Raw genomic sequence first — 23,629 nt, 5'->3', positions numbered from 1 at the left:
GTCAGGTTTCCTCACGCGTTCGGGCGATCAGCATGTCCACAAGGGACTCGGGGTCCGGGCAGCGTCGTTGCCGAGCGGCACCACAGCCGTTGTGGCGCAACCAGTCCATCTGCTGCTCCACAGTAGACAGAGTGCCACGATCGCGCAGCGCGACCGCGACGTGCTCGACGAGCTCCAGTGCCCGGTCGAACGCGGGGGAGAGTTTTCCGGTTTGTGGATCGGCGGCCAGTCCGTCGACCCCGTCGCGCGACGCCCGCCAATATGCCGCTCGCAGCACGGAATCGTCCACCCGCTGTTCGGAGGGTTCCGATACGACGAGGGCTCGGATCAGCTCCGCGAGCACCGCGACTTCCGTTGCCAGTTGCGGAATGTCCGCGACGCGCACTTCAACCGTCGGATGATCGGCCGACGGTCGCACGTCCCAGTAGACCATCGCCCGGTCCAGCAACGCCTGCGTCGAGATGATCGCGTCGACGGTCCGGTCGTAGTGCTCGGGGCCGTTCCACTCCGGCGGCGGACCGCTGACCGGCCAGCGCGACCACACCATCGACCGCCAGCTCGCGTACCCGGTGTCCTCGCCCTCGTAGATCGGGGAGTTCGCGCTCAACGCCAGCAACGTCGGCAGCCACGCCCGCAGTTTGTTCGACGCCGCCAGTGCTTCGGCCGTCGACTCGACACCCACGTGCACGTGCAGCCCGCACGCACCCTGCCCGATGACGAGTCGCCGGTGGGAGTACTCGATCTGGTGATACCGGGGGTCATCGGATCCGGGCGGCGGACCTGCCTCGCCGATCGGCGGCATGCCGGTCGCCACCAGTCGGCACCCGGCTTTGTCGGCAGCCTCCACCAGCACTCGCCGACCCTGCCTGACCTGCTCGGACAGTTCCTCGAAGGAGTGCGTGACGCCGGTGGCGATCTCGATCTGGAACGGTGTCAGCTCGCCCTGCACGTCGAGGTCGCCGGGCGCGCGGGAGAGCTCCCGGACTCGGGGCGCCAGGGCTACCGGCCGTCGCGACTCGGGATCGACGAGCAGGAACTCCTGCTCCACTCCGACCGTGTAGTGATTCATCGGCGAGCGGGTACCCGCATCTCGTGCTGATCAACCACGAGGTGGCCGAATGAGACTCCGCCGCAGCGCCACGTCCGGTCCCGGCTGGACGCGGGTGAAGCACGGCAAGGGCTTCCGGTACCTGGACGCCCACGGCCGACCCCTCCCGCCCGATGCCGTCGCACGGGTGAAAGCCCTGGTCATCCCACCTGCGTGGCGCGAGGTGTGGATCTCCCCGCACCCCAACGGGCACATCCAGGCCGTCGGTTACGACGACGCCGGCCGCCGCCAGTACCTCTACCACGAGCAGTGGCGCACCGACCGGGACGCCGAGAAGTTCGACCGGGTCCTCGAACTGGCCCCGCGCCTGAAGAAGTTCCGCGAGCAGATCGAGCAGGACATGAAGTCGCGCGGCCGCAAGCGTTTGCTCGCCATCGCCCTGCGCATGCTCGACCTGGGTGTGTTCCGGGTAGGCCACGAGGAGTACGCCGAGGACAACGGTACGCACGGCGTCGCCACCCTGCTCTGCGAACACCTCAGCGTGCGCGGCGACAGCGTCAGGTTCCGCTTTCCCGCCAAGCACGGCGTGGAGGTCGACGAGGAGATCACCGACCCGCGACTCGCCCGAGCCGTCCGGACGCTGCTCAAGGACCAGACCCCGGACTGCCGCGTCTTCGAGCTCACCGCCGACGACATCAACGAACGCTTCCGCGAACTGGTCGGCGAGCAGTTCAGCGCCAAGGATCTCCGCACCTGGCATGCCACCGTCCGGGCCGCCCAGGCGTTCGCCCATGCCCTCGAAGAGCGCGGCAAGCCTTCGAAACGAGCGATCAGCACGGTGATGAAGGAAGTGGCGCAGGACCTGGGCAACACGCCGGCCGTCGCACGGAAGTCCTACGTGGACCCACGCCTGACGGAAGCGTTCGAACGCGGTGAGGTCATCGGCAACGGCGACCCGGAGCGAGCGGTGCGGAAACTGCTCAAACGGTCTTGAGCGCCGCCACTCGGTCGCACTGCCGGCACCAGGCGGCACCCTGCGCCGCGGCCAGCGAGGCGAACCCGGCGAACAGGTGCAGCGCGTTGCTCCCGGGGTTGACGTTCAGGAAGTTGACCACCTGGTCGTCGTAGCGGGCCAGCCCCAGGCCGAACGTCACCAGGAACAGCACGGCGGTCAGCAGCCCGACGCCGCTCAACGCCTTCAGGCGCGGCGCCGCCAGCAGCAAGGCCGCGCCGAACGCGAGGTGCAGCGTGTTCTGCAGCGGGTTGACGCGCAGCCCGACGACCCAGGTGTCGGACTCGCTGGCGAACGGCGAGAAACCGGTGACGAAGAAGCCGGCGATCCCCCAGAGCGTGAGCAGGGCACCAGTGCTGATCGCCAGCTTCTGGGGCCACCGCAACCGGTTCATGCGGTCAGTATCGCGAAAACCGGACATTCCCGCTCGCCCATTTCAGTCCTCCGCCAGCAGGTCGTGCCGCAACTGCTCCAGCGACTTGGTCAACAACCGCGACACGTGCATCTGGGAGATCCCGACGCGGCGCGCGATCTCCGTCTGGGTGAGGCGGCCGAAGAACCGCAGCACCACGATGGTCCTCTCGCGTCGAGGGAGGCCCCGCAGCATCGGCTGCAGGGCCTCGTGGATCTCGACGCCTTCCAGAGCTGGGTCGTCCGCTGTCGAGCCTTCCAACGAGTCGAGGGACGCGAACGCCACGTTCTTCTCGACGCGCAGGCCCTCGTAGACGTCCGACAGCGAGATCCCCAGGTGCCGGGCGATCTCGGAGGGAGTGGGAGATCGCCCGGTCTTGTGCGACAGTTCGGCGGTGGCACCGTCGATGGAGTCGCACAGCTCTTTCAACCTCCGCGGCACTCGCACCGCCCAGCACTGGTCGCGGAAGTGGCGCCGCACCTCGCCGGTGATCGTGGGCACGGCATAGGACAGGAAGTCCGTCTGCCGGCCCACGTCGAACCGGTCGATGGCGTTGATCAGCCCGACCGCGGCGACCTGCGCGAGGTCCTCCATCGGCTCGCCGCGTTCGCTGAAGCGGCGAGCGATGTGCCGGGCGAGCGGGAGGTACTCGCGCACCAGCCGGTCACGCAACGCGTAGTAGCGCGACGAGTCACGTGACGTGCGCGCGAGTTCCTCGAACGCCGTGTGTTGGTCGGGCGTCAACGTGCACCGCGATCAGACCTGCGGCGGCGGCGTGACGTCGCCTCGCCACGCGCCGGTCTCGATGCCGCGGTTCTCGATGAACTCCTTGAACCGCTTCAGGTCACCTTCGACCCGATGGCCCACGACGCCGAGCGCCGCGCCGGCCTTCTCCGTGATGGTCTCGGGGTCGTACTCCATCTGGAGGTGCACCCGAGTCGTGTCGTTGTCGAGCCGGTGGAACGTCACCACGCCACCCTGCGGCGGTCCGTCGACCGTGGTCCACGCGACGCGCTCGTCGGGGTGCTGCTCGGTGATCTCCGCGTCGAACTCGCGGACGACACCGCCGATCTTCGTGGTCCAGTGAGTCCTGGTCGGCGTGACCTGGTCGATCTTCTCGACGCCGTCCATGAACGCCGGGAAGGATTCGAACTGGGTCCACTGGTTGTAAGCGGTGCTCACGGGCACGTGGACGTCCACCGACTTCTCAATGGTGGTCACGAAACCTCCTCCTTCAATTGGTGTCGGGAGGTGAGTACCCGCGTCACGCGCCGTTACACATCGGCCACAGGTCCACTCTGGATGGTCACGCAAAGTGCTGGACCAATCGCCACCTGCACATCACGAAATCACCCACAGTGGTCAAATCGGCTGTGATCCACGTCATACCACCTGCATACTGCTCGGTATGTCAGGGGCCCCCTAGGAGGCGCTGGTGCTCGAGGCGAACAACCTTGAGGTTGTCTACGACGACGTGATGCTGGTGCTCCGGGGCGTGAGCCTCAAGGTGCCCCAGGGCAAGGTCGTCGCCCTGCTCGGAGCCAACGGAGCTGGGAAAACAACCCTGATGAGGGCCTTCAGCGGGCTCCTCGACGTGCACGACGGCAAGGTCACCAAGGGCTCGATCACGCTCGACGGTGAACCGATTCACCGCCTCTCACCGGCGAAGATCGCCGACCGGGGCATCAAGCAGGCGCTGGAGGGCCGCAGGATCCTCGCCGAGCTCACCGTCGAGGAGAACCTCAAGGTCGGCGGGCACGCCCGTCCCAAGGGCCTCAGGAGCAACCTGGAGCGTTGCTACGAGCTCTTCCCGCGACTCGAAGAACGGCGAAGACAGAGCGCCGGTTACCTGTCCGGTGGCGAGCAGCAGATGCTCTCGATCGGCCGGGCCCTCATGTCCGAACCCTCCTACCTGCTGCTCGACGAGCCCAGCCTCGGCCTCGCGCCGTTGCTCGTGCAGCAGATCCGCGACCTCGTCGTGAAGATCAACGAACAGGGCACCACGGTCCTGCTGGTCGAGCAGAACGCCAGCATGGCGCTCTCCATCGCCGACCACGGCTACGTGCTGGAGACCGGCAAGGTCGTCATGGACAAGCCGGCGGAGGCGCTGCTCGCCGACGACGACATCCGCGAGTTCTACCTCGGCCTCGGCACCTCCTCGTTCCGTGCGGTCAAGCACTACAAGCGCAGGAAGCGGTGGCTGTCGTGAGCGTCCTCGAAGTCGCCGGCATCAGGCTCGCGTTCGACGGGGTCGTGGCCGTCGACGGGGTGTCGTTCACCGTCGAGGAGGGCGAGCTCTTCGCGATCATCGGACCGAACGGCGCCGGCAAGACCTCCATCTTCAACGTCCTGAGCGGCGTCTACCGGCCGCAGCAGGGCGCCGTGCGGTTCCTCGACCAGGACCTCGTCGGCAGGCGCCCGCACCGGATCGCGGCCGGCGGCATGGCCCGCACGTTCCAGAACATCGAGCTGTTCTCTCACCTCACCGTCGTCGACAACCTGATGCTCGGCCGCCACAACCACATGAGGTACGGCGCTCTCTCGGCGTTCTTCTGGCTCGGCAAAGCACGAAACGAGGAGCTGAAGAACCGGGCCGCGGTCGAGGACGTGATCGACTTCCTGGAACTGGAGCAGTGGCGCCGGTTCCCGGTCGGCCTGCTGCCCTACGGCGTGCAGAAGCGCGTCGAACTGGGCAGGGCGCTCGCGATGGAGCCGAAGCTGCTGCTGCTCGACGAGCCGGTCGCTGGCATGAACGTCGAGGAGACCGAGGACATGGCCCGGTACATCCTCGACGTCCGCGAGGAGCTGAACATCCCCATGATCATGGTGGAGCACGACATGGGCCTCGTGATGGACCTGGCCGACCGCGTGATGGTCATGGACTTCGGCCGCCCGATCCGCACCGGCACCCCCGCCGAAGTGCAGCAGGACCCCGACGTCATCCGCGCTTATCTCGGCGAGCAGCACCGGAGCGTGACGCCATGACAACGACCGTGGTCACCAGGGTGAAGCACCGGGCGGCCAGCACGCCGCACCAGATCGCGTTGCGGGCCAAGGACTTCGGCATCTGGCAGGAGGTCGACTGGGCCTGCTACTGGGCGAACGTCGAACTGGTGGGCCACGCGTTGCTCGCGCTCGGCGTGCAACCGGGCGACCGCGTGGCGATCCACTCGGAGAACCGGCGCGAGTGGCTCTACGCCGACCTCGGCATCGTCGCGGCGCGCGGCGTCACGGTCGGCCTGTACCCGACGAACCCGCCGTCCGAGGTCGCCTACCTCCTGTCGCACTCCGGCGCGCGGATCCTCATCGCCGAGGACCAGGAACAGGTCGACAAGGCGTTGCTGGTGCTGGAGGACACGCCCGACCTGGAGTGGATCGTCTACCTCGAACCACGTGGCGTCAAAGGGCGTTACGACAACCCGAAGCTGATGTGGTGGGACGACTTCCTGGCGCTCGGCGCGGCGCATCGCGACGAGTTCGGGGCCGATCTCGCCGAACGGATGGCGCAGACCGAGCCGGACGACGTGATGACGTTGATCTACACGTCGGGCACCACCGGGCCGCCCAAGGGCGCGATGCTCACCGTGGCGAACGTGGAGTTCGCCGTCCAGGTCCTGGTGGAGGGCGGCGGTTTCACTTCGCCACCGCCGTCCTCCACCGATGTCACGCTGTCGTACCTGCCGTTGTGCCACGTGGCCGAACGCATCTTCACCACGTGGTTCAGCTCGGCGAGCGGGGTGCAGGTGCACTTCGCCGAGTCGATCGAGACGGTGCAGGCGAACCTGCGCGAGGTGCAGCCGACGATTCTGTTCGGCGTGCCGCGCATCTGGGAGAAGGTGCTGGCGGGCGTCACGATCGGGGTGTCGTCGGCCTCGTGGCTCAAGCGCTCGGTCACCCGGTTCTGGCTCAGGCGTGCGGAAAGCATCGGCTCGACCCTGGTGCGAACCGGTGGCAGGCACACCACGCAAAGCCGGATGATCTACGCGCTGGGCTGGCTGTTCTGCTTCCGCGCGCTGAAGGCCCGGATCGGCATGCGGCACGTCCGGTACGCGGCGTCCGGTGCCGCGCCGATCGCCCCGGACGTGCTGAAGTTCTTCATGGGCATCGGGGTGCCGATGCACGAGGTCTACGGCATGACCGAGAACACCGCTGTGGCAACGGGAAACCGGCCGGGACGGGTCAAGGTCGGCACGGTCGGCGAGCCGCAGCCCGGCATCGAGTTGCGGATAGACGAGGAGACCGGCGAGATCCTCACTCGGCACGGCGGGACGTTCGCCGGTTACTGGCGTGATCCCGAGTCGACTTCGCGGGTGGTCGAGGACGGCTGGCTGCACACCGGCGACGTCGGCGAATGGGTCGACGACACGCACGTGAAGATCACCGACCGGATGAAGGACATCATCATCACCGCGGGCGGCAAGAACATCGCGCCGTCCGAGCTCGAGAACGCGCTGAAGACCTCCCCGTACATCAAGGAAGCCGTGGTGATCGGCGACCAACGGGCGTACCTGGTGGCGTTGATCGGCATCGAGTACGAGACCGTCGGGCACTGGGCGCAGCAGCGCAAACTCCCTTACACCACCTACCGGGACCTGTCGGAGAAACCGGAGGTCCTGGAACTGGTGCAGCAGATCGTGACCGAGGTGAACGGGAAGTTCGCCACGGTCGAGCAGATCAAGAAGTTCCGGATGTTCCCCAAGGAGCTCGACCACGAGGACGGCGAGCTGACCGCGACGCAGAAGGTGAAGAGATCCGCGCTGGGCAAGATGTTCGACGATCTTGTGGAGAGCATGTATGGATGAGTTTCTCCAATCGTTGATCCGAGGCCTCGGCACCGGGTCCATCTACTCGCTGCTCGCGCTCGGCTTCGTGATCATCTACAAGTCGACGCAGGTGATCAGCTTCGCGCAGCCGGCGTTCATGCTGGCGGGCGCGGTGCTGGTCTCGTACCTCTCGCCCGCGGTGTCGTTCGTCGGCGCGGTGCTGGTCGCGGCCGTGGTGATCGCGGTGCTGGCTTTGGGTGTCGAGCGGACCGTTCTCCGGCCCATGGTCGGCAAACCGGTGTTCGTGGTCGCGATCATCACGATCGGCGTGGACGTCGTGGTCAGGGTCGTGACGAACGCGTTCATCGGCCTGGACGTGCGGCAGGTCGGCGATCCGTGGGGCCTGACGACGATGAACTTCCTGGGCGCCGAGGTGCAGCAGCGGTACCTGGTGATGATCGGGACCACGGCTGTCGTGACGGTCGCGCTGTTCGCCTTCTTCCGGTACTCGCGGATCGGGCTCGCGATGCGGGCCGTCGCGTACGACCAGGAAGTCGCGCTGGCCCAAGGGATCTCGGTCGGGTCGGTGTTCGCGCTGTCGTGGGCTCTGGCGGGTGGACTGGCCGCGTTGGCCGGTGTGTTCGTGGCGACGGGCGCGGGCGTCGACCAGCAGCTGTGGATCGTGGCGTTGAAGGCGTTGCCCGCGATCATCCTGGGCGGCCTCGAGTCGTTGGGCGGCGCGGTGGTCGGCGGGCTCGCGGTCGGGGTGGTCGAGTCGCTTTTCGGCACCTACCAGGGTGATTTCGCGCCCTGGCTCGGCCCGAACTTCGGGCTGGTCGCGCCCTACGCGTTGATGCTGCTCGTGTTGCTGGTCAGACCGTACGGGTTGTTCGGCAAACGGGAGGTGGAACGGCTGTGAAGGGTCGACCTGAGCTGTACACCTCGTATGCGCAGGACATGGCGTTCCTGAACACGCGCCCGAAGCGCGCGTGGACTGGTGGGCTGGTCGTTCTGGCCTTGCTGGTCCCGTTCCTCATCACGGACGACCTGTTGCAGCTGCTCGCGACCGGGTTCGTGGCGGCGATCGGCGCGATCGGGCTGAACATCGTCACGGGCTACGCGGGCCAGGTGTCGTTGGGGCACGCGTTCTTCCTCGCGATCGGTGCGTACACGGGTGCGGCGCTGTCCGGGCCAGAGACCGGGCGGGTGATCGGGTTCGGCATCACGTCGTTGCCGATCTGGCTGCTGGCCTCGGGTTTGGTGGCCGCGTTCTTCGGCGTCCTGGTGGCGCCGGTGGCGGTGCGGTTGCGCGGGCTGTACCTCGCGATCGTGACGCTGGGGCTGGTCTTCCTGGGAGAGCACGTGTTCCGGGAGTGGACGTCGCTGACCGGCGGGCCCGGTGTCGGGCGGCCCGCGGCGATCCCGGAACTCTTCGGGGTGCGGCTGGACCGGGACAACGCGATGTTCACGGCGGCACAACAGCTGTACCTGCTGATGTTCGTGCTGCTGGTGATTTTCGGTGTGCTGGCGCGGAACCTGGTGCGTTCGCGGGTGGGGCGGGCGTTCGCGGCGGTGCGGGACCGGGACCTGGCCGCGTCGGTGATCGGTGTCGACCTGACGAAGTACAAGGTCCTGGCGTTCGCGGTGTCCTCGTTCTACGCGGGTGTCGCGGGCGCGTTGCTGTTCGTGACGAACGGGTTCTTCGATCCCGGTTCGTTCAGTCTTCTGTTGTCAGTGCAGTACATCGCGATGGTGCTCATCGGCGGCGCGGGCACCATCTCAGGGGCGATCATGGGTGCGCTCTTCATCACGCTGCTGCCACGCATCACCAGGGAACTGCCCGCGGTGCTGCCGTTCATCAGTGGTGACGCGACCGGAGGGATCACGGTCTTCCAGGTGGAGGCCGTGCTCTACGGCGTGCTCATCATCGTGTTCCTCATCGTCGAGCCCCGCGGGTTGTTCGGCATCTGGGTCCGCGTCCGCAACTACTGGCGCACCTGGCCGTTCTCGTACTGAGGAGAGAATCCCCATGTCTGGTAAGAGATTGGCAGTGATATTCGTCGGGGCTTTGGCTCTCGCCTCGTGCCGGGGCGGGGACGGCGCCGCGCCGCAGGAGGGCACGGGCGGCATCAAGATCGACGCCGGCGTGACCAAGGAGGCGTGCCCCAACGCCGTCGACAAGTCCAAGGGCTGCATCTACCTCGGCACCATCTCGGACCTCACCGAGGGCCCGTTCAAGACGCTGGCCGTGCCGATCACCGACTCGCAGAAGGCGTTCTGGAAGCGCGTCAACGACAAGGGCGGCATCGGTGGCTACGAGATCGACGTCACCAAGTACGTCAAGGACAACAAGTACAACCCGCAGATCCACAACCAGGTCTACCAGGAGATCAAGAACAACATCCTGGCCATCACCCAGACGTTGGGCTCTCCCACGACCGTGGCGATCCTGCCGGACCTGGAGAACACCCAGATGGTCTCGGTGCCGGCGTCCTGGACGTCGTTGTGGGGCTTCGAGGAGGTCATGCTGGAGTCCGGCGCGAACTACTGCGTCGAGTCGATGAACACCGTCGACTACGCCGTCGACAAGTTGAGCGTGAAGTCCGTGATGGCCGTGCACCTCGCCGGTGACTACGGCGACGACGCGGCGGCCGGTGCGAAGTACGCCGCCGAGAAGCGCGGGCTGACGTTCGAGAACGTGACCACGCAGAGCGGCCAGGACAACCAGGGTGGCGCCATCGACGCCGTCGTGTCGAAGAAGCCCGACCTGGTGGTGCTGACGACCGGCCCGACGGACGCGGCCGTGATCATCGGGCAGGCCGCGGCTCGTGGGTTCAAGGGCAAGTTCATCGGCACCTCGCCGACGTGGAACCCCGGTCTGCTGAAGTCGCCGGCCGCGCCCGCGATCAAGGCGCTGTACCTGCAGTCGGCGCCGTGGAAGGCGTGGGGCACCGAGTCCGTCGGCCACACCGCGATGCGTGCCGCGCTACCCGGCGTGACGCCGAACGACGGTTACACGGCCGGGTGGGTGTGGGCGTACCCGCTGAAGGCCGCGCTGGAGAAGGCGGCTGCCAACAAGGACCTGACGCGTGCCGGTCTGCTCGCCGCCGTGCGCCAGCTCACCTCGGTGGACTACGAGGGCATGCTTCCTTCGGGTGCAGGCAATTTCTCCGCTTCTGCGCAGGATGCACTGTTCCGTCAGACGCTCATCTACCGCCCGGACGACGCTGCTCCGACCGGAGTGACGCTGGTAGAGGACTTCTTCACCGGCAAGACCGCAAAAGATTTCAAGTTCGAGAAGCCCTGCTACCAATGAACCGAACGGGTGACACCTACCTCTGATGACTCGCGTTTCTGGCTAGTCTCGCTGGTGAGATGTTGCTAGGAGGTTGCAGCGGTGTTGACGTGCGTTGAAGTTCGCCGATCCGCGGGAGGCCTCCGGTTGTTCGTCCGTCCCCCGGCCGCGCTGCGCTGGAACGCGCGGCTGGGGTACGAACGGGTGTCGGAGTTGTTGACCGCGATTCGTCAGGTGGAGTCGTGCACGGTGCCGGACGTGGCACTGCGGTACGTGCCCGACCAGCGCACCGGAGAAGCCCTCTTAGCGTGCGACACCGGGTCCATCGTGCTGGACGCCGACGAGGTGTCCGCGTTGCACGACGCGCTGCGCGCACACATGCCGGACCGGATGCGGCCCCTGCCCGTGTAGTCGCTCGGTGCGCGTTCGGCAGGATGTGCCGGGTGACGACCGAACAGACGAGCCAGGCGTACGGGAAGCGAGCCGACGAGTACATCGACGTCGTCGGCACCATCGAGGGCACCGCGCAGATCGACCGCGACCGGATCGGTGCGTGGGCGCGCGAGCACTCCGCCGGGCAGATCCTCGACGTGGGCTGCGGGCCTGGACAGTGGACGAACTGGTTGCACCAGCAGGGAATCGACGTGATCGGCGTCGATCCGACGCCCGAGTTCCTCGACCGGGCGCGGCGCGACTACCCGGACGCCCGGTTCGTGGCCGGCCGTGCCGAAGCACTCGACTTCGCGGGTCTCTCCGGCATTCTGGCCTGGTTCTCGCTGATCCACACGCCCCCGCGGGAGGTGCCGGCGATCCTGGCGCAGTTCGCCGGTTGCATCGAACCCGGCGGCGGCCTGATGCTCGGGTTCTTCGAGGGGCCGGAGCTCGTGCCGTTCGACCACAAGATCATCACCGCGTACTACTGGCCGGTCGACGAGCTCAGCCGCGTGGTCGAGGAGGCCGGTTTCACCGTCACGGGACGCCACGCGCGCGATGAGCCCCCGCATCGGCGGCTGGGCGCGATCACGGCGATCCGCTGCCCATAGGGGCAGCCAACCGTGTCCGCGGGGACGTCGCTGCGCTGATGGTTCCCGGTGCCGTGGCGCGCGATCGTGGACGGTGTGATCCACGAGGTTGACGAGGCTCTGCGCCGCCTGGTCCGCGACGAGGCGTTGCGCGGTTCCGACCTGGACGTCGCGTTCGATGCGCCGACCAAGGACTGGGCCGCGCGGCGCAACGCGCCCACGGTCAACATCTACCTCTACGACATCCGCGAGGACATCAGACGCCGCCAGCGCGGGCTGCTCAACGAGTACGACGCGCAGGGACAGGTCTCGGCGCGGCATCTGCCGCCGCGGCACATGAAGCTGTCGTACCTGGTGACGGCGTGGACACAACGGCCGGAGGACGAGCACCGGCTGCTCTCGGACCTGCTCCTGGGGTTCCTGCGCTACGACGCCGTGCCGCCCGGCCTGCTGAGCGGGTCGCTCGCGGAGCTGGCGCTGCCCGTGCCGATGACCATCGCGTTGCCGCCGCCGGAAGATCGCGCGTTCGCCGACGTGTGGAGTGCGCTGGGCGGTGAGCTGAAGCCGTCGCTGGACGTCGTGGTCTCGGCGCCGGTGTCGTCCGGGCGCAAGTTCGCCGCCGGACCGCCCGCGCGGGAGGGCGTGCAGCTGCAGAGCGGCGGCGATCGCGTGCGACACAACGTTTCCGGCGACGGTGTGTCGATGCGCAAGGTGACGCAATGATCTTCGAGCGCATGGCGGGGCTGGAGCGGCGGATCCGGATGGCGGTGGCGGCGCGCCGGTCGACGGACCCGAACCCGGACGACCCGTTCCGCGGGCTGTACCTGTCGGACGAGGTCATCGAGGCGTTGCTGGACAGCGGAAGGGAACCGTTCGCGCCGTTCGCCGAGACTGCCGCCGACGGCCGGCTCGGCCGGCTGGCCCGGGTCGCCCAACTGTCCGAAGTGGACGTCGAGCTGCTCCTGGTGGCGTTGGCGCCGGACGTCGACAGCAGGTTCGAGCAGTTCTACGGGTATCTGAACGACGACGTGACCCGTCGTCGGGCCACGATCGGGCTGGCGTTGAGGCTGTGCGGGCTCGCGGAGGCCTCGTCTGCGGGCCGTGCTCGCCTCGACCACGGCAGCCCGCTCGTCCGCTGCGGGCTCGTCACCGTGGAGGACCAGGAAAGGCCGTTGCTCAGCCGGTCGCTGCGGGTGCCGGACCGGGTCGGGGCGCACCTGCTCGGGGACGATCGTCCGGACCCGTCGCTCACCGATTTCGTGACGCTGCCGGGAGATCCGGTGCGAATGCCGGGAGCGGACCGGCTGGCCCGCGGTGTCGAGCGCGGTGTGCGACTGGTCTACCTGCGCGAACATCCCGGTGGTGGCGCCGCGGAACTGGCCGCGGCGGCACTGGCACAGGCAGGTTTCCCGGCGTTGCTGGTGGACGCGGCCCGCATGACCGATCCGCTCGCAGTGACGCGCGAGGCGTTGCTGCGCGGTGCGGGGATCATCATCGGCCCGGTCGACGCCCAGTTCACGCTGGATCCGTTGCTGCACGACGAGATTCCGGTGGTCGCGTACGGTTCCGGGGCGTGGGAGCCACGCTGGACGCGGATGCCGCCGCTGCAGCAGGACGCGGTGCAGGTGCCGTTCGACGTGCGGGTGGCGTTGTGGCGCACCGAACTCGACGGCAAGCTGTCAGCCGGCATCGACCCGGCCGAGGTGACCGCGCACTTCGTGCTGGGCCCGACCCAGATCAGCAGGGCGGCGAGCGCGGCCTCGGTCTCGGCGCTCGCGGACGACGGCCTGGTCGACGTGACGCACCTGCGGGCGGGCGCGCGCAGCCAGAACGCGGGCGGGTTGCAACGCCTGGCCCGCCGCATCGAACCGGCGGTGTCGTGGCCAGACCTGGTGCTGCCCGTACCCGTCACCGCACTGCTGCGCGAACTGGCGGCCAGGGCGAAACATCGCGACCGCGTGATCGACGAGTGGCGCATGCGGCCCGGCGGCGGCAGAGGCCGTGGCGTGACGGCGTTGTTCGCGGGCGACTCCGGGACCGGCAAGACGATGTCGGCCGAGGTGATCGCGGCCTCGCTCGGCCTCGACCTCTACACGGTCAACCTCGCGACGGTGGTGGACAAGTACGTCGGCGAGACCGAGAAGAACCTGGAACGGATCTTCGTGGAGGCGGCCGGCGTGAACGGCGTGCTGCTGTTCGACGAGGCCGACGCGATCTTCGGCAAACGCTCCGAGGTCCGCGACGCACACGACCGCTACGCGAACATCGAGAGCGCGTACCTGTTGCAGCGCATGGAATCCTTCGACGGCATCGCGGTGCTGGCGACGAACCTGCGGGCGAACCTCGACGACGCCTTCACCCGCCGCATCGACGTGATCGTGGACTTCCCGCTGCCCGACGCGGACCTGCGCCGCGGCCTGTGGGACCGCTGCCTCGGCGGCGCGGTGCCCCGATCGTCCGATGTGGACCTGGAGTTCCTGGCGGAGTCGTTCGAACTGGCCGGCGGCCACATCCGCTCGGCGGCGGTGACCGCGGCCTACCTGGCCGCCGCGGCCGGACACGTGGTCGGCATGGTCGAGCTGATCGGCGCCGTGGCGCGCGAGTACCGCAAGTTGGGCAGGCTGGTGGGCGAACGAGAGTTCGGCCGCTACTTCGAACTGGCCACCGAACGTCTGGTGGGTTAGGTCATTCACAGGGAGCGGAGATGCGGGGACACGAACACGAGCAGGAGACTTCCTTCCGCCCCAAGGGCGATCGGATGCCGCACGAGGAAACCGATCTGCTGGGCCGCGCCGCCGTGGCCGGACGCCCCGACGTCCTGGGCCCCGCGGGCATGCTCGGCCTGCAACGGGCCGTGGGCAACGCGGGCGTCGGCGCCGTGGTGGAGGAGGAACGCTCACCCGTGCACGACGTCGTCTCGTCCGGCGGCTCGCCTCTGTCGGCGGACGTGCGCGAGGACATGGAAGGCCGCTTCGGTCAGGACTTCTCCGACGTCCGCGTGCACACCGGAGGCGCTGCGCACGACTCGGCGAAGTCGGTGAACGCGCAGGCTTACACCGTCGGCTCGAACATCGTGTTCCAGCGCGACAAGTACGACCCCTCTTCGGACGCCGGCAAGCACATGCTGGCGCACGAGCTGACGCACGTGGTGCAGCAGCGGTCCGGGCCGGTGGACGGGACCGATGCCGGGGGTGGGGTGAAGGTGAGCGATCCTTCTGACCGGTTCGAGCGGGATGCGGTCGCCAACGCCGATCGGATCATGTCTGCGCCGGCTGCTCCGGTGCAGCGGTGTGCGGACCACGGTTCGCACGATGGTGAGGCTGCGGTTCAGCGGGAGGAAGCTCCTGCGGAGGAAGAGGAGACCGCGCAGACGTTCGTGCAGCGGGCGGAGGAAGAGGAAGAAGCCGCTCCCGAGTGACCAGCTGCTGCTTCTGGCGTCTGCAAGTACTACCAGCTCAACATCAACAGGCACTTTTCTACTACCAACAGCACAGCGTGGCTGTACGCCCCCGAGCGGCAAGCGAGTTGGGTGTACTTAGCGGTGGTTCGATCAAGAGCTGGTGGTACTTGCAGACGCCATCAGCTGTCAGCGAGCAACGGCCTGGGGCTAGCTGATCGGTGCCGGTGAGTTGGCCTCGGGGACCAGCACCGCGGGGGTGCCGGAGCCGTCGGCGGGCACGGCCCACACGTCGTTCAGGCCGTCGTCGCGCTGGATCCCGTACGCGACGGTCCTGTCGTCCAGCCACGCCGGCTGGTCGTCGACGCTGCGGGTCTCGGCGAGCGGCGTGATCTTCTTCGTCGCCAGGTCGAGCACGGACACTCGCCAGCCCTGCTGCGGATCGCCGTTGACCGCGGCCTTGTAGGCGATCCGGGTGCCGTCGGGGGAGAGCGACGGGCACTCGACGTTGTCGTGGTCGGTCAGGCGGATCCTGCGGGCCGCGAAGTCGCCTTCGAGCAGGTAGCGGTGGCCGCCGGTGGACATGGTGGCGTAGAAGCGGTTGTCGTCGGAGGTGAACGTGACGCCCCAGAAGTTCGCGTCCACGGGCCGTTGGGGCATGCCCTCGACGGCGAACTCCTCCAGCGAGTGCACGAGCGTTCCGGTCTTCGTGTCGAGGATGCCCGTGCTGGTGGAGAACCCGTTGGCGGCGTAGGAATGCCCCTCGACGAACAGCGTCCAGGCCACCATACGGCCGCTGGCGGACACCCGCGTGCGGTTCGGGAAACCGGTCAGCGGGACGGTCTTCAGCTCCTTCAACTGGCTGTCGAGCACGGCCAGTTCGCCTGCCTTCAACGCACCGACCGGCCGCAGGCACGAGATCGTGCCCGCGGCGGCGTACACGCGGTCGCAGCGTTGTTCGGTGACTTCCCGCGACCCGGCCGGGTCGTTGCGGGACACCGTGGAGAGCTTGCCGTTGCTGAGCATCATCAGCCGCGGGCCACCGCCGGTCGGGACGGAGTGCGCGGCCTCCTCGGCCGAGGCGCCGGACAGCACGGTGTAGCCGACCGCGACGCCGCCGAGCAGGACGGCGGCGATCAGGGTGATCAGCAGGCGGTTCTTCATGAGCGGTGACGTCCCAGCAGTGCGGCGGTGGTGAGCAGGGCCAGGACGACCGCGACCGCGGCGATCCTGGTAGCGGCTTCGGGGCTCCAGAACTGCCAGGCGAGACCGAACAGCACGGACGAACCGAGGTAGGCGAGCGCCTGTCCACTTTGGATCAGCGCGATGCCGGTGGTGCGCAGGCGTTCCGGCAGGGCCGGGCCGGCGAGCGCCATCAGCACGCCGTCCGTGGCCGCGTAGAAGACGCCGTAGAGCAGCACGACCAGGACCAGCAGCGGCAAGCCGCCCAGCGGTCCGAAGAGCAGCAGGTAGACCAGCGTCAGCGCGCCGTAGCCGCACAGCATGACCTTCAGTCGGCCGACGCGGTCGGCGAGCGCGCCCAGTGGTGCGGCGAGCAGCAGGTAGACCAGGCTCGTGCCGACGGCGAGCAGCGGGAACCAGCCGAACGCCAGCCCTTCCCGCTTCTGCAGCAACAGGTACACGAACCCGTCGCCGATGGTGACCAGGCCGAGCAGGGACGCGGCCGCCACGATCCTGCGCACGGCGGGGTCCTTGAGCAGGCTGAGCTTCAGGGGTTCCTTGCGCTCCACCGGTTCTGGCCGGTCGCGCACGTGGAGCACGAGGACCAGAACGCCGAACGTGGCGATGCAGAAGCTGGTGACGAACACCGCGTCGAACGACTGGGCTGACGCGGCGAGCACGGCCATCGCGACGAGCGGTCCGGCGAACGCGCCGATGCCGTCCATCGCCCGGTGCACGCCGAACGCACGGCCCAGGTCATCGCTCGGGGTCGACAGCGTGATCAGCGCGTCCCGTGGCGCGGTGCGCAGTCCCTTGCCCGCGCGGTCCGCCGTGATCACGAAGCCGAGCGCGGTCAGGGAGTTGCCGGCGGCGAGCAGGCCGAGCTTGGCCACGGCCGAGAGACCGTAACCGAAGCCCGCGACCGTCTTGCGCCGGTTGGTCCGGTCGGCGAGGTAGCCGCCGGCGAGTCTGAGCAACGTGGTGGCGCCGGTGTAGACGCCGTCGATCAGCCCGTACGCGGCCGGGCTGAGCTGGAGGCCGATGACCAGGTACAGCGGCAGGATCGCGGCCACCATCTCCGACGAGACGTCGGTGATGAGGCTGACCGTGCCGAGCGCGAAGACGTTGCCGCTCAGCCCTTTCCAGTTCGCCGTCTTGGGCTTGTCGATCGTGGACAGGTACACATCGGCCTCCAGCGGTCCGTCAGTGGCAGTTCGTGGTGCCGCTGTCGGTGTAGGTCTTGCCCGCCTCTGGCACGAACTGCCAGTCGAAGCTGTTGCTGTGCAACGTCAGCTTCAGGACGCCGCGGGTGCCGGTGTTGCGCGCCTCGCTGTTCGGCTTGATCGTGCCGAAGCCGTAAGCGCCCGCGCCGCCCATGCCCGCGACGAACGTGCGGATGCCGCGTGCGTTGTCCAGTCCGCCGTTGGGGTTCTGCGGGGCGAACCGCTCGTACTGGTGGTTGTGCCCGAAGAGCACCAGGTCCGCGTTGGCGTCGTACAGCGCCTGGAACAACGGCTTGGTGGCCGTTTCCGGGGCGTGGTTGGCACCGCTGGTGAACAGCGGGTGGTGCCAGTACGCCGCGGTGCACGGCTTCGTGCTCGCCGCCAGGTCCTGCCGCAGCCACTGCTCCTGCGCGCTGCCCGCGGACATGCCGATGTTGGAGTTCAACGCCACGATGTGCCAGTTGCCGATGTCGTAGGAGTAGTAGCCCTGCCCCGACGGTCCGGCCAGCGACCCGAAGTAGCTGTAGTACCCCGAGGCGCCACTGGTGTGGTAGTCGTGGTTGCCGGGCGTCGGACGCGTGCGTGCCTTGTGCCGGCCCCACGTGGGCTCGTAGTAGGTGTTGAACTGGGACAGCGTGCCGTCCGAATAGGCGTTGTCGCCCGTGGTCCACACCGTGCCCTGGATGTTGTCCAGCAGCGCGGCGGTGGCGGTGTCCCCGGAACCGGAGTCCGCGATGTCGCCGGCGCCGACCCAGACCGGGTCGCCGGGCGGTTCGGTGGTACCGCTGGTGATCACGAGCTGCGGCGCGGTGGAGGCGCCGGACTCCCGCGAGTCGTAGTCGGCACCGTCCGAACTGCTCGACGTGACACCGATGCTGAACGTGCCGTTGCCGGTGACGTAGCTGGTCACGTCGACCTCGTACCAGGCGTTGCGCACGACCGCGCCGAGCGAGCCGAGCGTGGCGCCGTCGACAGCGGGCTGGTTGTTCCAGGTGACCGCGGTTTCGGTCCAGCTGACGTTGCTCATGGCCCGGAACGTGCCGCCGTTCGGGCTCTGCGCGTCGGCGACGTCGTCGGTGTGAATGCGCAGCTTGGCGTTGCTGACCGCGCCGCTGATCCCGGAGACGGAGAACCTCAGGAACGACCGCTTGATCGACGAGCTGTCGATGCCGAGCTGCCCGGACGTGCCGTAGTTGGTGCCGGTGGCGGCGTTGTCGACGTAGGTGTCGGCGGTGGGGGTGAAGGTGGTGGTTGCCGCCTGTGCCGTGGTGGAGGCGGTGAGGGTCGCCGCCGTGACGATGATCGTGGAGAGCACGGCCAGGGGCGCTCTGCGACGTGACATGCCAGTCCTTGCAGTGGTGGGCGGACATGGGCCGTCGCGAAGAGTAGGGGTGTGGAGCACCGCTCTCCAACGGTCGTTCGTAGGCAGTTCGGTGAACGGCGGGAAAACCCCGCCACGGGGTGACTGCCCTTTCGGGCAGCCACCGGCTCCCTCCGGCACCGCCGCGCGGTCGTGTCGGGTTTTCCCAGGTCGCCGGAGCATGGTCGGACAGGGTTCCGTACGACATGGGAGGCCGTCGATGCCCACCTATCTCTCGCCGGGCGTGTACGTCGAGGAGGTGGAGGCAGGTGCTCGCCCGATCGAGGGCGTGGGCACCGCCGTCGCCGCGTTCGTCGGTTTCGCGGCCAAGGGTGAATACAACACCGCGACGCTGGTGTCGAACTGGGCGCAGTACACCGAGAAGTTCGGCGACTTCGCCGAGGGCTGCTACCTGCCGCTGGCCGTCTACGGCTACTTCCTCAACGGTGGCACCAACTGCTACGTCGTCCGCGTCGGCGGGTCGCGGTCCGCCACCGCTCTGCCCGCGGGGCCGCAGGCCCAGCTGGGCAGCTACCGGGTGTCGGCGCGCGAGCTCGGCGCCGGCTCGCTGTCCGTCGAGGTCGGCGACGCGGCGGGGGAGAACGCGCCGGACGACCGCTTCGCGTTGCTGGTCAAGGACAACGGCAAGGTCGTCGAGACGCACCAGGTCTCCGCCAAGCGCGGCAAGGAGAACGTGGTCACCGTCGTGAACACGGCCTCGAAGCTGATCACGATCGAGGAGGTCGCCGGGGCTTCGGTCGCGCGGCCGGACAAGGCCTCCGTGGCGCTGCGGGAGGCTCCCGCGCCTTCTCCGGTGCCGCGCAAGGTCGTCGCGGACGACTACGTGGGCGACGTCGCCGACCGCACCGGTTTCGGTGGCCTGGAGGCGATCGACGAGATCACGATGGTCTCGGTGCCCGACCTGATGAGCTCCTACCAGCGCGGGCTGATCACGCTGGAGGCCGTGAAGACCGTGCAGACCGCCGTGATCGCGCACTGCGAGCTCATGGGCGACCGCATGGCGATCCTGGACCCGCCGCCGGACCTCTCGCCGGACCAGGTGAAGAACTGGAAGCAGGTCGAGGCGGGCTACGACTCGAAGTACGCCACCCTGTACTACCCGTGGATCAAGGTCTACGATCCGTCCACTTCGGACAACATCTTCGTGCCGCCGTCCGGTCACATGGCCGGCGTGTGGGCGCGCACCGACGCGACCCGCGGCGTGCACAAGGCTCCCGCGAACGAGACCGTGCGCGGCGCGGTGGCGTTGCAGACGCAGCTCACCAAGGCCGAGCAGGAACTGCTGAACCCGATCGGCGTGAACTGCATCCGGTCCTTCACCGGGCGCGGCATCCGCGTCTGGGGCGCGCGGACGTTGTCCTCCGACCCGGCCTGGCGTTACCTGAACGTCCGGCGCCTCTTCAACTACCTGGAAGAGTCCATTCTGGACGGAACGCAGTGGGTCGTCTTCGAGCCGAACGACGACGCCCTGTGGGCCCGGATCCGCCGCACGATCGCCGCGTTCCTGGTGATGGAGTGGCGAAAGGGAGCGCTGTTCGGTCTGACGCCGGACGAGGCGTTCTACGTCAAGTGCGACCGCGAGACCAACCCGGCCGAAGGCATCGACCTCGGCCAGGTCGTGTGCGAAGTCGGCATCGCGCCGGTGAAGCCCGCGGAGTTCGTCATCTTCCGGCTCGCCCAGCTGCAGGGCGGCACCTCTCTGGTCAACGAGTAAAGGCGGTTCATCGACATGGCACTCCCCGATCTCGACACGTCGGTAGGCCACTCGTTCGGCCTGGAGGTCGACGGCATCACGATCAAACAGATCTCCGAGGTGACCGGCCTGAAGATGGAGCAGGACGTCATCGAGCTCAAGCAGAACATGGCCGACGGCAAGTACGTCATCAAGAAGCTGCCCGGCCGCCAGAAGGCGGGCGAGGTCGTGTTCACCCGGGGTCTGACGGGTGACAACTCGTTCGAGAAGTGGGTGAAGGACTCCCGCTTCGGCAAGATGGGCGCCGCCCGCAAGAACGGCGTGGTCGTCGTCTACGACTACGAGGGATCCGCCATCAAGCGCTACAAGATCATGCGCTGCTGGCCGAAGGCGTTGGAGATCGGCAGCCTGAAGGCCGGCGACACCTCCGTGCTGACCGAGAAGCTCACGGTCACCTACGAGGAGATGGAAGTCGAGTGAAGCGGGCCGGTGCTGTTGTTTCGATGCAGACGGAGTTCGCGTTCGAACTTCCGCGCGGCTACGTGGACGACTCCGGCGTGGTGCACAAGTCCGGGGTGATGCGCCTGGCCACGGCTCGCGACGAGCTGATCCCGTTGCGGGACGACCGCGTCCGCGAGAACGCGGCGTTCCTGACGGTCGTTCTGCTCGGGCGCGTGGTGGTGCGGATCGGCTCGATCACCGACGTGCACGCCGGGATCATCGAGAACCTGTTCGCCTCGGATCTGGCTTTCCTGCAGGACATGTACCGCCGCATCAACAGCGAGGGGCACACGCGGTCCGCTGTGCTGTGTCCCTCCTGCGGGCACGGCTTCGAGGTCGACATCTCGGGCGGGCGCCTGGGGGAATCGTGACGTACGCGCCGGACCGGCTGTACTCGGAGGTCGCGTACGTCGCCTACCACTTCCACTGGTCGCTCGACTCCATTCTGGACCTGGAGCACGCCGAGCGGCGGCGGTACGTGGAGGAGATCGGCCGCATCAACACGCGGATTTCGGCTGGTTCTGGTTCTGGCTCCGGGTTCGGTTCGGGGAGGTGACTTGTGATGTGGCCCTTTCGACGGCGTTCTGCTCCTTTGCCCGTGGTCCGGGCCGACTGGCGGACGTTGCCGCCCTTGCAGCGGGTCGTCTCGCCGCATCCGCTGATCAACCCGGTGTCGTCGTTCTCGTCGCGGCTGACGTCGTGGCAGAACCCGTCGTTCCTGGCACCCTTGGCACACGCGGTGGGCCCGGCCGAGCCGTCCGGGTCGATCGCGGACGTGGCTTCGCCGGCCGCTGCCGAGCCGTCCGGGTCGACCAGGGTGTGGAAGTCCGAACCTGCTGCCGTGCCAGTGGTGTCGCGGATTTCGGTGGACGACGCGCCCGCGGTGTCGCGCGGTGTCGCGGCCGAACCGGAGCTGGTTCCCGCGCCCGCCCCGGAGCCTGTTTCGCCGGGGGCTGTTTCGCCGGGGGCTGTGGCATCGCCGGCCGTGCAGCGCTCGGTGGCGGAGGACGCACCTCGCGCGGCCCGGCCTCGGCGGCTGGGGCTCGGTGAGCCGATCTCGCCTGTGCTGCAGCGATCCGCCGCGCCGTCCCGACCGGTCGAGCCGGAGACCGCGCATGCGGCCAAGGCTGGTGAATCGGCTCCGATCGCGGGCCTCGCCGAGCAGGTACTGGATGTCTCTGAGCCGGTAGGGCCTTCGGTGCAGCGGACCGAGCTGGACTCGGCAGTGGGGAGTTCGTCGGTTGCGCGGGTTGTGGATGTGCCGACCCTGCAACGGGCCGCGGATCACGCGACTGATGCAGGACAGAGCGGCACCATCCCAGGACCCGTCGATGGCGCCGTCCCGCCTTCGGTGCAGCGGACAGCGGAACACGCGGTCGATGTGCGCCAGAGCAGCACTACCGCCGAATCCGCACACCCTGCCCTGCCGCCGTTGGTGCAGCGGACGGAGTCGGGCTCGTCCGTCGTGGACGAGGTGGGCAGGTCCTCGCCGACGTTGCAGCGGACCGGACTGGGCTCGCACCAAGACAGTTCCTCGGCCACACGGAATGCCGAGGTGCAGCGGACCGAGCCGGGCCCCTCTGCGGTCGACGGCGTCCACCAGGGCGGCTCCTCGAACGCCCGAGAGGCCAGTTCACCAGTGGTGCAACGGCTTGTCGGCGCCGAGCCCAGTCGGCCGGTGGTGGCTCGGCCAGAGGGCGCCGGCAGTGCGGCCTTGCCAGAGCTGACCGCTTTCGACCGACCCGCCCCCGTACGGTCCGGTGCCGACATCGGCACAGACGCTCCACCCGCGCTGCCGCCGGCCGAACTGAGCACGCCCGCGCCCGCCGACTCCGGCGGTCCGGTCGCCCAGCGCCTTGTCGGTACCGCGCCTGATCTGCCGGTCCTGGCCCGCGCTCAGGAGGCCGGTGCTTCCTCGGCACTGCCGGACGCCGCATTGCCAACGGAAACCCCATCGGCCACCACACTGCCGACCGTCTCACGGTCGACCACCGCAGGGGTGACCTCGGCGGGGGCGACCTCCGCATTGCCGACCTCCGCATTGCCGACTTCGGCGCTGCCGGCCGCCACACTGCCGACCGTCTCACGGTCGATCACGACGGGGTCGACCACGACGGGGTCGACCACGACGGGGTCGACCACGACGGGGTCGACCACGACGGGATCGGCCACCACGGGGTCGACATCCGCACAGCCGACCTCTGCACTGCAGGCAGTCGACATGCCAACCGTCTCACGGTCGACCACCGCAGGGGTGGCGTCCGCACAGCCGACCTCGGCTCTGCCGGCCGCCGCAGTGTCGACCTCGACACTGCCTGGCGCCGCCCTGCCGACTTCGGCACTGCCGGCCGCCACATTGCCGACCGTCTCACGGTCGATCTCGGCAGAGCCGCCCGCCGCGTTGTCGACTACGGAACTGTCCGTCTCCGCGCTGCCGACGGCCGCATTGCCGACCGTCTCACGGTCGGTCTCGCCACAGCCGGCCACCGGGTTGTCGACCGCCGCACTGTCTGCCTCCGCGCTGCCGACCGTCTCACGGTCGATCTCGGCAGAGCCGCCCGCCGCGTTGTCGACTACCGAACTGTCTGCCTCCGCACTGCCGACGGCCGCATTGCCGACCGTCTCACGGTCGGTCTCCGCACAGTCGACCGCCGCGTTGTCGACCACCGAACTGCCTGCCTCCGCACTGCCGACGGCCGC

General features: G+C 68.3%; 24 protein-coding genes. 16 read left to right on the top strand and 8 right to left on the bottom strand.

Annotated features, from left to right (window positions below; all coding sequences use genetic code 11):
• Window position 1 precedes the first annotated feature (1 nt).
• The gene (locus tag B0F77_RS34830) at window positions 2-1,069 is read right to left on the bottom strand and encodes a carboxylate-amine ligase (RefSeq protein ID WP_086667287.1); all 1,068 of its coding nucleotides are present in this window, start codon (window positions 1,067-1,069) and stop codon (window positions 2-4) included.
• A 49-nt stretch (window positions 1,070-1,118) separates the two neighbouring features.
• On the opposite strand from B0F77_RS34830, the gene B0F77_RS34825 reads away from it, so the two are divergent.
• Window positions 1,119-2,042 (top strand): DNA topoisomerase IB, encoded by a 924-nt coding sequence (locus B0F77_RS34825; protein WP_086667286.1) that lies wholly within the window; start codon window positions 1,119-1,121, stop codon window positions 2,040-2,042.
• Here B0F77_RS34825 and B0F77_RS34820 read toward each other — a convergent pair.
• The 3 genes from B0F77_RS34820 to B0F77_RS34810 are packed head-to-tail and all read right to left on the bottom strand — an operon-like array spanning window position 2,029 to window position 3,693.
• Window positions 2,029-2,454, bottom strand: coding sequence for a DUF4383 domain-containing protein (locus tag B0F77_RS34820; protein WP_158102902.1), 426 nt, complete (start codon window positions 2,452-2,454; stop codon window positions 2,029-2,031). The two genes, B0F77_RS34825 and B0F77_RS34820, sit on opposite strands and share 14 nt — an antisense overlap.
• Window positions 2,455-2,496: 42 nt before the next feature.
• Complete coding sequence (locus B0F77_RS34815) at window positions 2,497-3,216, bottom strand: SigB/SigF/SigG family RNA polymerase sigma factor (RefSeq protein WP_086667284.1); 720 nt, start codon at window positions 3,214-3,216, stop codon at window positions 2,497-2,499.
• Between the two features lie 12 nt (window positions 3,217-3,228).
• Window positions 3,229-3,693 carry an SRPBCC family protein gene (locus tag B0F77_RS34810; protein ID WP_086667283.1) on the bottom strand — a complete coding sequence of 155 codons (465 nt, stop codon included), beginning with the start codon at window positions 3,691-3,693 and terminating at the stop codon, window positions 3,229-3,231.
• Between the two features lie 211 nt (window positions 3,694-3,904).
• On the opposite strand from B0F77_RS34810, the gene B0F77_RS34805 reads away from it, so the two are divergent.
• From B0F77_RS34805 to B0F77_RS34755, 11 genes are all read left to right on the top strand, one after another.
• Window positions 3,905-4,681 carry an ABC transporter ATP-binding protein gene (locus tag B0F77_RS34805; protein WP_425435765.1) on the top strand — a complete coding sequence of 259 codons (777 nt, stop codon included), beginning with the start codon at window positions 3,905-3,907 and terminating at the stop codon, window positions 4,679-4,681.
• A complete protein-coding gene (locus B0F77_RS34800) occupies window positions 4,678-5,457 on the top strand; it encodes an ABC transporter ATP-binding protein (RefSeq protein WP_086667326.1) in 780 nt (259 codons plus the stop codon). The genes B0F77_RS34805 and B0F77_RS34800 overlap by 4 nt, the downstream gene beginning before the upstream one ends.
• A complete protein-coding gene (locus tag B0F77_RS34795; RefSeq protein ID WP_086667281.1) occupies window positions 5,454-7,274 on the top strand; it encodes an AMP-dependent synthetase/ligase in 1,821 nt (606 codons plus the stop codon). The genes B0F77_RS34800 and B0F77_RS34795 overlap by 4 nt, the downstream gene beginning before the upstream one ends.
• Window positions 7,267-8,154, top strand: coding sequence for a branched-chain amino acid ABC transporter permease (locus tag B0F77_RS34790; protein ID WP_086667280.1), 888 nt, complete (start codon window positions 7,267-7,269; stop codon window positions 8,152-8,154). The genes B0F77_RS34795 and B0F77_RS34790 overlap by 8 nt, the downstream gene beginning before the upstream one ends.
• Entirely contained in the window at window positions 8,151-9,251 is a 1,101-nt protein-coding gene (locus B0F77_RS34785; RefSeq protein WP_086667279.1) for a branched-chain amino acid ABC transporter permease, read from the top strand. Before B0F77_RS34790 ends, B0F77_RS34785 begins: the two co-directional genes overlap by 4 nt.
• A 13-nt stretch (window positions 9,252-9,264) precedes the next feature.
• On the top strand, window positions 9,265-10,551 hold the full coding sequence (locus tag B0F77_RS34780) for an ABC transporter substrate-binding protein (RefSeq protein WP_086667278.1): 1,287 nt from the start codon (window positions 9,265-9,267) through the stop codon (window positions 10,549-10,551).
• A gap of 126 nt (window positions 10,552-10,677) precedes the next feature.
• A complete protein-coding gene (locus B0F77_RS34775; RefSeq protein ID WP_086667277.1) occupies window positions 10,678-10,941 on the top strand; it encodes a hypothetical protein in 264 nt (87 codons plus the stop codon).
• A 32-nt stretch (window positions 10,942-10,973) separates the two neighbouring features.
• Window positions 10,974-11,573: a class I SAM-dependent methyltransferase gene (locus B0F77_RS34770; RefSeq protein WP_158102901.1), complete on the top strand. Its 600-nt coding sequence runs from the start codon at window positions 10,974-10,976 to the stop codon at window positions 11,571-11,573.
• A 75-nt stretch (window positions 11,574-11,648) separates the two neighbouring features.
• Window positions 11,649-12,275, top strand: coding sequence for a Pvc16 family protein (locus B0F77_RS34765; protein ID WP_086667325.1), 627 nt, complete (start codon window positions 11,649-11,651; stop codon window positions 12,273-12,275).
• On the top strand, window positions 12,272-14,236 hold the full coding sequence (locus B0F77_RS34760; RefSeq protein ID WP_086667275.1) for an ATP-binding protein: 1,965 nt from the start codon (window positions 12,272-12,274) through the stop codon (window positions 14,234-14,236). Before B0F77_RS34765 ends, B0F77_RS34760 begins: the two co-directional genes overlap by 4 nt.
• Before the next feature lie 20 nt (window positions 14,237-14,256).
• Window positions 14,257-14,970 carry an eCIS core domain-containing protein gene (locus B0F77_RS34755; RefSeq protein ID WP_086667274.1) on the top strand — a complete coding sequence of 238 codons (714 nt, stop codon included), beginning with the start codon at window positions 14,257-14,259 and terminating at the stop codon, window positions 14,968-14,970.
• Between the two features lie 189 nt (window positions 14,971-15,159).
• Here B0F77_RS34755 and B0F77_RS34750 read toward each other — a convergent pair whose 3' ends face one another.
• From B0F77_RS34750 to B0F77_RS34740, 3 genes are read right to left on the bottom strand one after another with little or no spacing between them, the layout of a single operon-like run.
• Window positions 15,160-16,113 carry a TolB-like translocation protein gene (locus tag B0F77_RS34750; protein ID WP_086667273.1) on the bottom strand — a complete coding sequence of 318 codons (954 nt, stop codon included), beginning with the start codon at window positions 16,111-16,113 and terminating at the stop codon, window positions 15,160-15,162.
• Window positions 16,110-17,315, bottom strand: coding sequence for an MFS transporter (locus B0F77_RS34745; protein WP_086667272.1), 1,206 nt, complete (start codon window positions 17,313-17,315; stop codon window positions 16,110-16,112). Before B0F77_RS34745 ends, B0F77_RS34750 begins: the two co-directional genes overlap by 4 nt.
• Before the next feature lie 19 nt (window positions 17,316-17,334).
• On the bottom strand, window positions 17,335-18,696 hold the full coding sequence (locus B0F77_RS34740; protein WP_086667271.1) for a CBM96 family carbohydrate-binding protein: 1,362 nt from the start codon (window positions 18,694-18,696) through the stop codon (window positions 17,335-17,337).
• A gap of 238 nt (window positions 18,697-18,934) precedes the next feature.
• On the opposite strand from B0F77_RS34740, the gene B0F77_RS34735 reads away from it, so the two are divergent.
• The 4 genes from B0F77_RS34735 to B0F77_RS34720 are packed head-to-tail and all read left to right on the top strand — an operon-like array spanning window position 18,935 to window position 21,485.
• Entirely contained in the window at window positions 18,935-20,449 is a 1,515-nt protein-coding gene (locus tag B0F77_RS34735; RefSeq protein ID WP_086667270.1) for a phage tail sheath family protein, read from the top strand.
• 15 nt (window positions 20,450-20,464) lie between these two features.
• A complete protein-coding gene (locus B0F77_RS34730) occupies window positions 20,465-20,908 on the top strand; it encodes a phage tail protein (RefSeq protein WP_086667269.1) in 444 nt (147 codons plus the stop codon).
• 23 nt (window positions 20,909-20,931) lie between these two features.
• Window positions 20,932-21,300, top strand: coding sequence for a hypothetical protein (locus tag B0F77_RS34725; RefSeq protein ID WP_143467047.1), 369 nt, complete (start codon window positions 20,932-20,934; stop codon window positions 21,298-21,300).
• On the top strand, window positions 21,297-21,485 hold the full coding sequence (locus tag B0F77_RS34720) for a DUF6760 family protein (RefSeq protein ID WP_086667267.1): 189 nt from the start codon (window positions 21,297-21,299) through the stop codon (window positions 21,483-21,485). Before B0F77_RS34725 ends, B0F77_RS34720 begins: the two co-directional genes overlap by 4 nt.
• A 1,340-nt stretch (window positions 21,486-22,825) precedes the next feature.
• Here the strand turns inward: B0F77_RS34720 and B0F77_RS34715 are convergent.
• Window positions 22,826-23,629: hypothetical protein (locus B0F77_RS34715; protein ID WP_211294198.1), on the bottom strand; the 804-nt coding region annotated here is incomplete at its 5' end.

The sequence above is a fragment of the Lentzea kentuckyensis genome, assembly GCF_002150765.1.
In the GTDB taxonomy this organism is placed as follows: domain Bacteria; phylum Actinomycetota; class Actinomycetes; order Mycobacteriales; family Pseudonocardiaceae; genus Lentzea; species Lentzea kentuckyensis.
Note: the sequence above shows the minus strand (reverse complement) of the source record. Positions and strands in the feature narration are given on the sequence as shown.

Excerpts from the sequence above, each read along its gene's own strand:
- B0F77_RS34830 (WP_086667287.1), bottom strand. The coding sequence starts at position 1,069 with ATGAATCACTACACGGTCGGAGTGGAGCAGGAGTTCCTGCTCGTCGAT.
- B0F77_RS34825 (WP_086667286.1), top strand. The coding sequence starts at position 1,119 with ATGAGACTCCGCCGCAGCGCCACGTCCGGTCCCGGCTGGACGCGGGTG.
- B0F77_RS34820 (WP_158102902.1), bottom strand. The coding sequence starts at position 2,454 with ATGAACCGGTTGCGGTGGCCCCAGAAGCTGGCGATCAGCACTGGTGCC.
- B0F77_RS34795 (WP_086667281.1), top strand. The coding sequence starts at position 5,454 with ATGACAACGACCGTGGTCACCAGGGTGAAGCACCGGGCGGCCAGCACG.
- B0F77_RS34790 (WP_086667280.1), top strand. The coding sequence starts at position 7,267 with ATGGATGAGTTTCTCCAATCGTTGATCCGAGGCCTCGGCACCGGGTCC.
- B0F77_RS34780 (WP_086667278.1), top strand. The coding sequence starts at position 9,265 with ATGTCTGGTAAGAGATTGGCAGTGATATTCGTCGGGGCTTTGGCTCTC.
- B0F77_RS34760 (WP_086667275.1), top strand. The coding sequence starts at position 12,272 with ATGATCTTCGAGCGCATGGCGGGGCTGGAGCGGCGGATCCGGATGGCG.
- B0F77_RS34755 (WP_086667274.1), top strand. The coding sequence starts at position 14,257 with ATGCGGGGACACGAACACGAGCAGGAGACTTCCTTCCGCCCCAAGGGC.
- B0F77_RS34750 (WP_086667273.1), bottom strand. The coding sequence starts at position 16,113 with ATGAAGAACCGCCTGCTGATCACCCTGATCGCCGCCGTCCTGCTCGGC.
- B0F77_RS34740 (WP_086667271.1), bottom strand. The coding sequence starts at position 18,696 with ATGTCACGTCGCAGAGCGCCCCTGGCCGTGCTCTCCACGATCATCGTC.
- B0F77_RS34735 (WP_086667270.1), top strand. The coding sequence starts at position 18,935 with ATGCCCACCTATCTCTCGCCGGGCGTGTACGTCGAGGAGGTGGAGGCA.
- B0F77_RS34730 (WP_086667269.1), top strand. The coding sequence starts at position 20,465 with ATGGCACTCCCCGATCTCGACACGTCGGTAGGCCACTCGTTCGGCCTG.
- B0F77_RS34725 (WP_143467047.1), top strand. The coding sequence starts at position 20,932 with ATGCAGACGGAGTTCGCGTTCGAACTTCCGCGCGGCTACGTGGACGAC.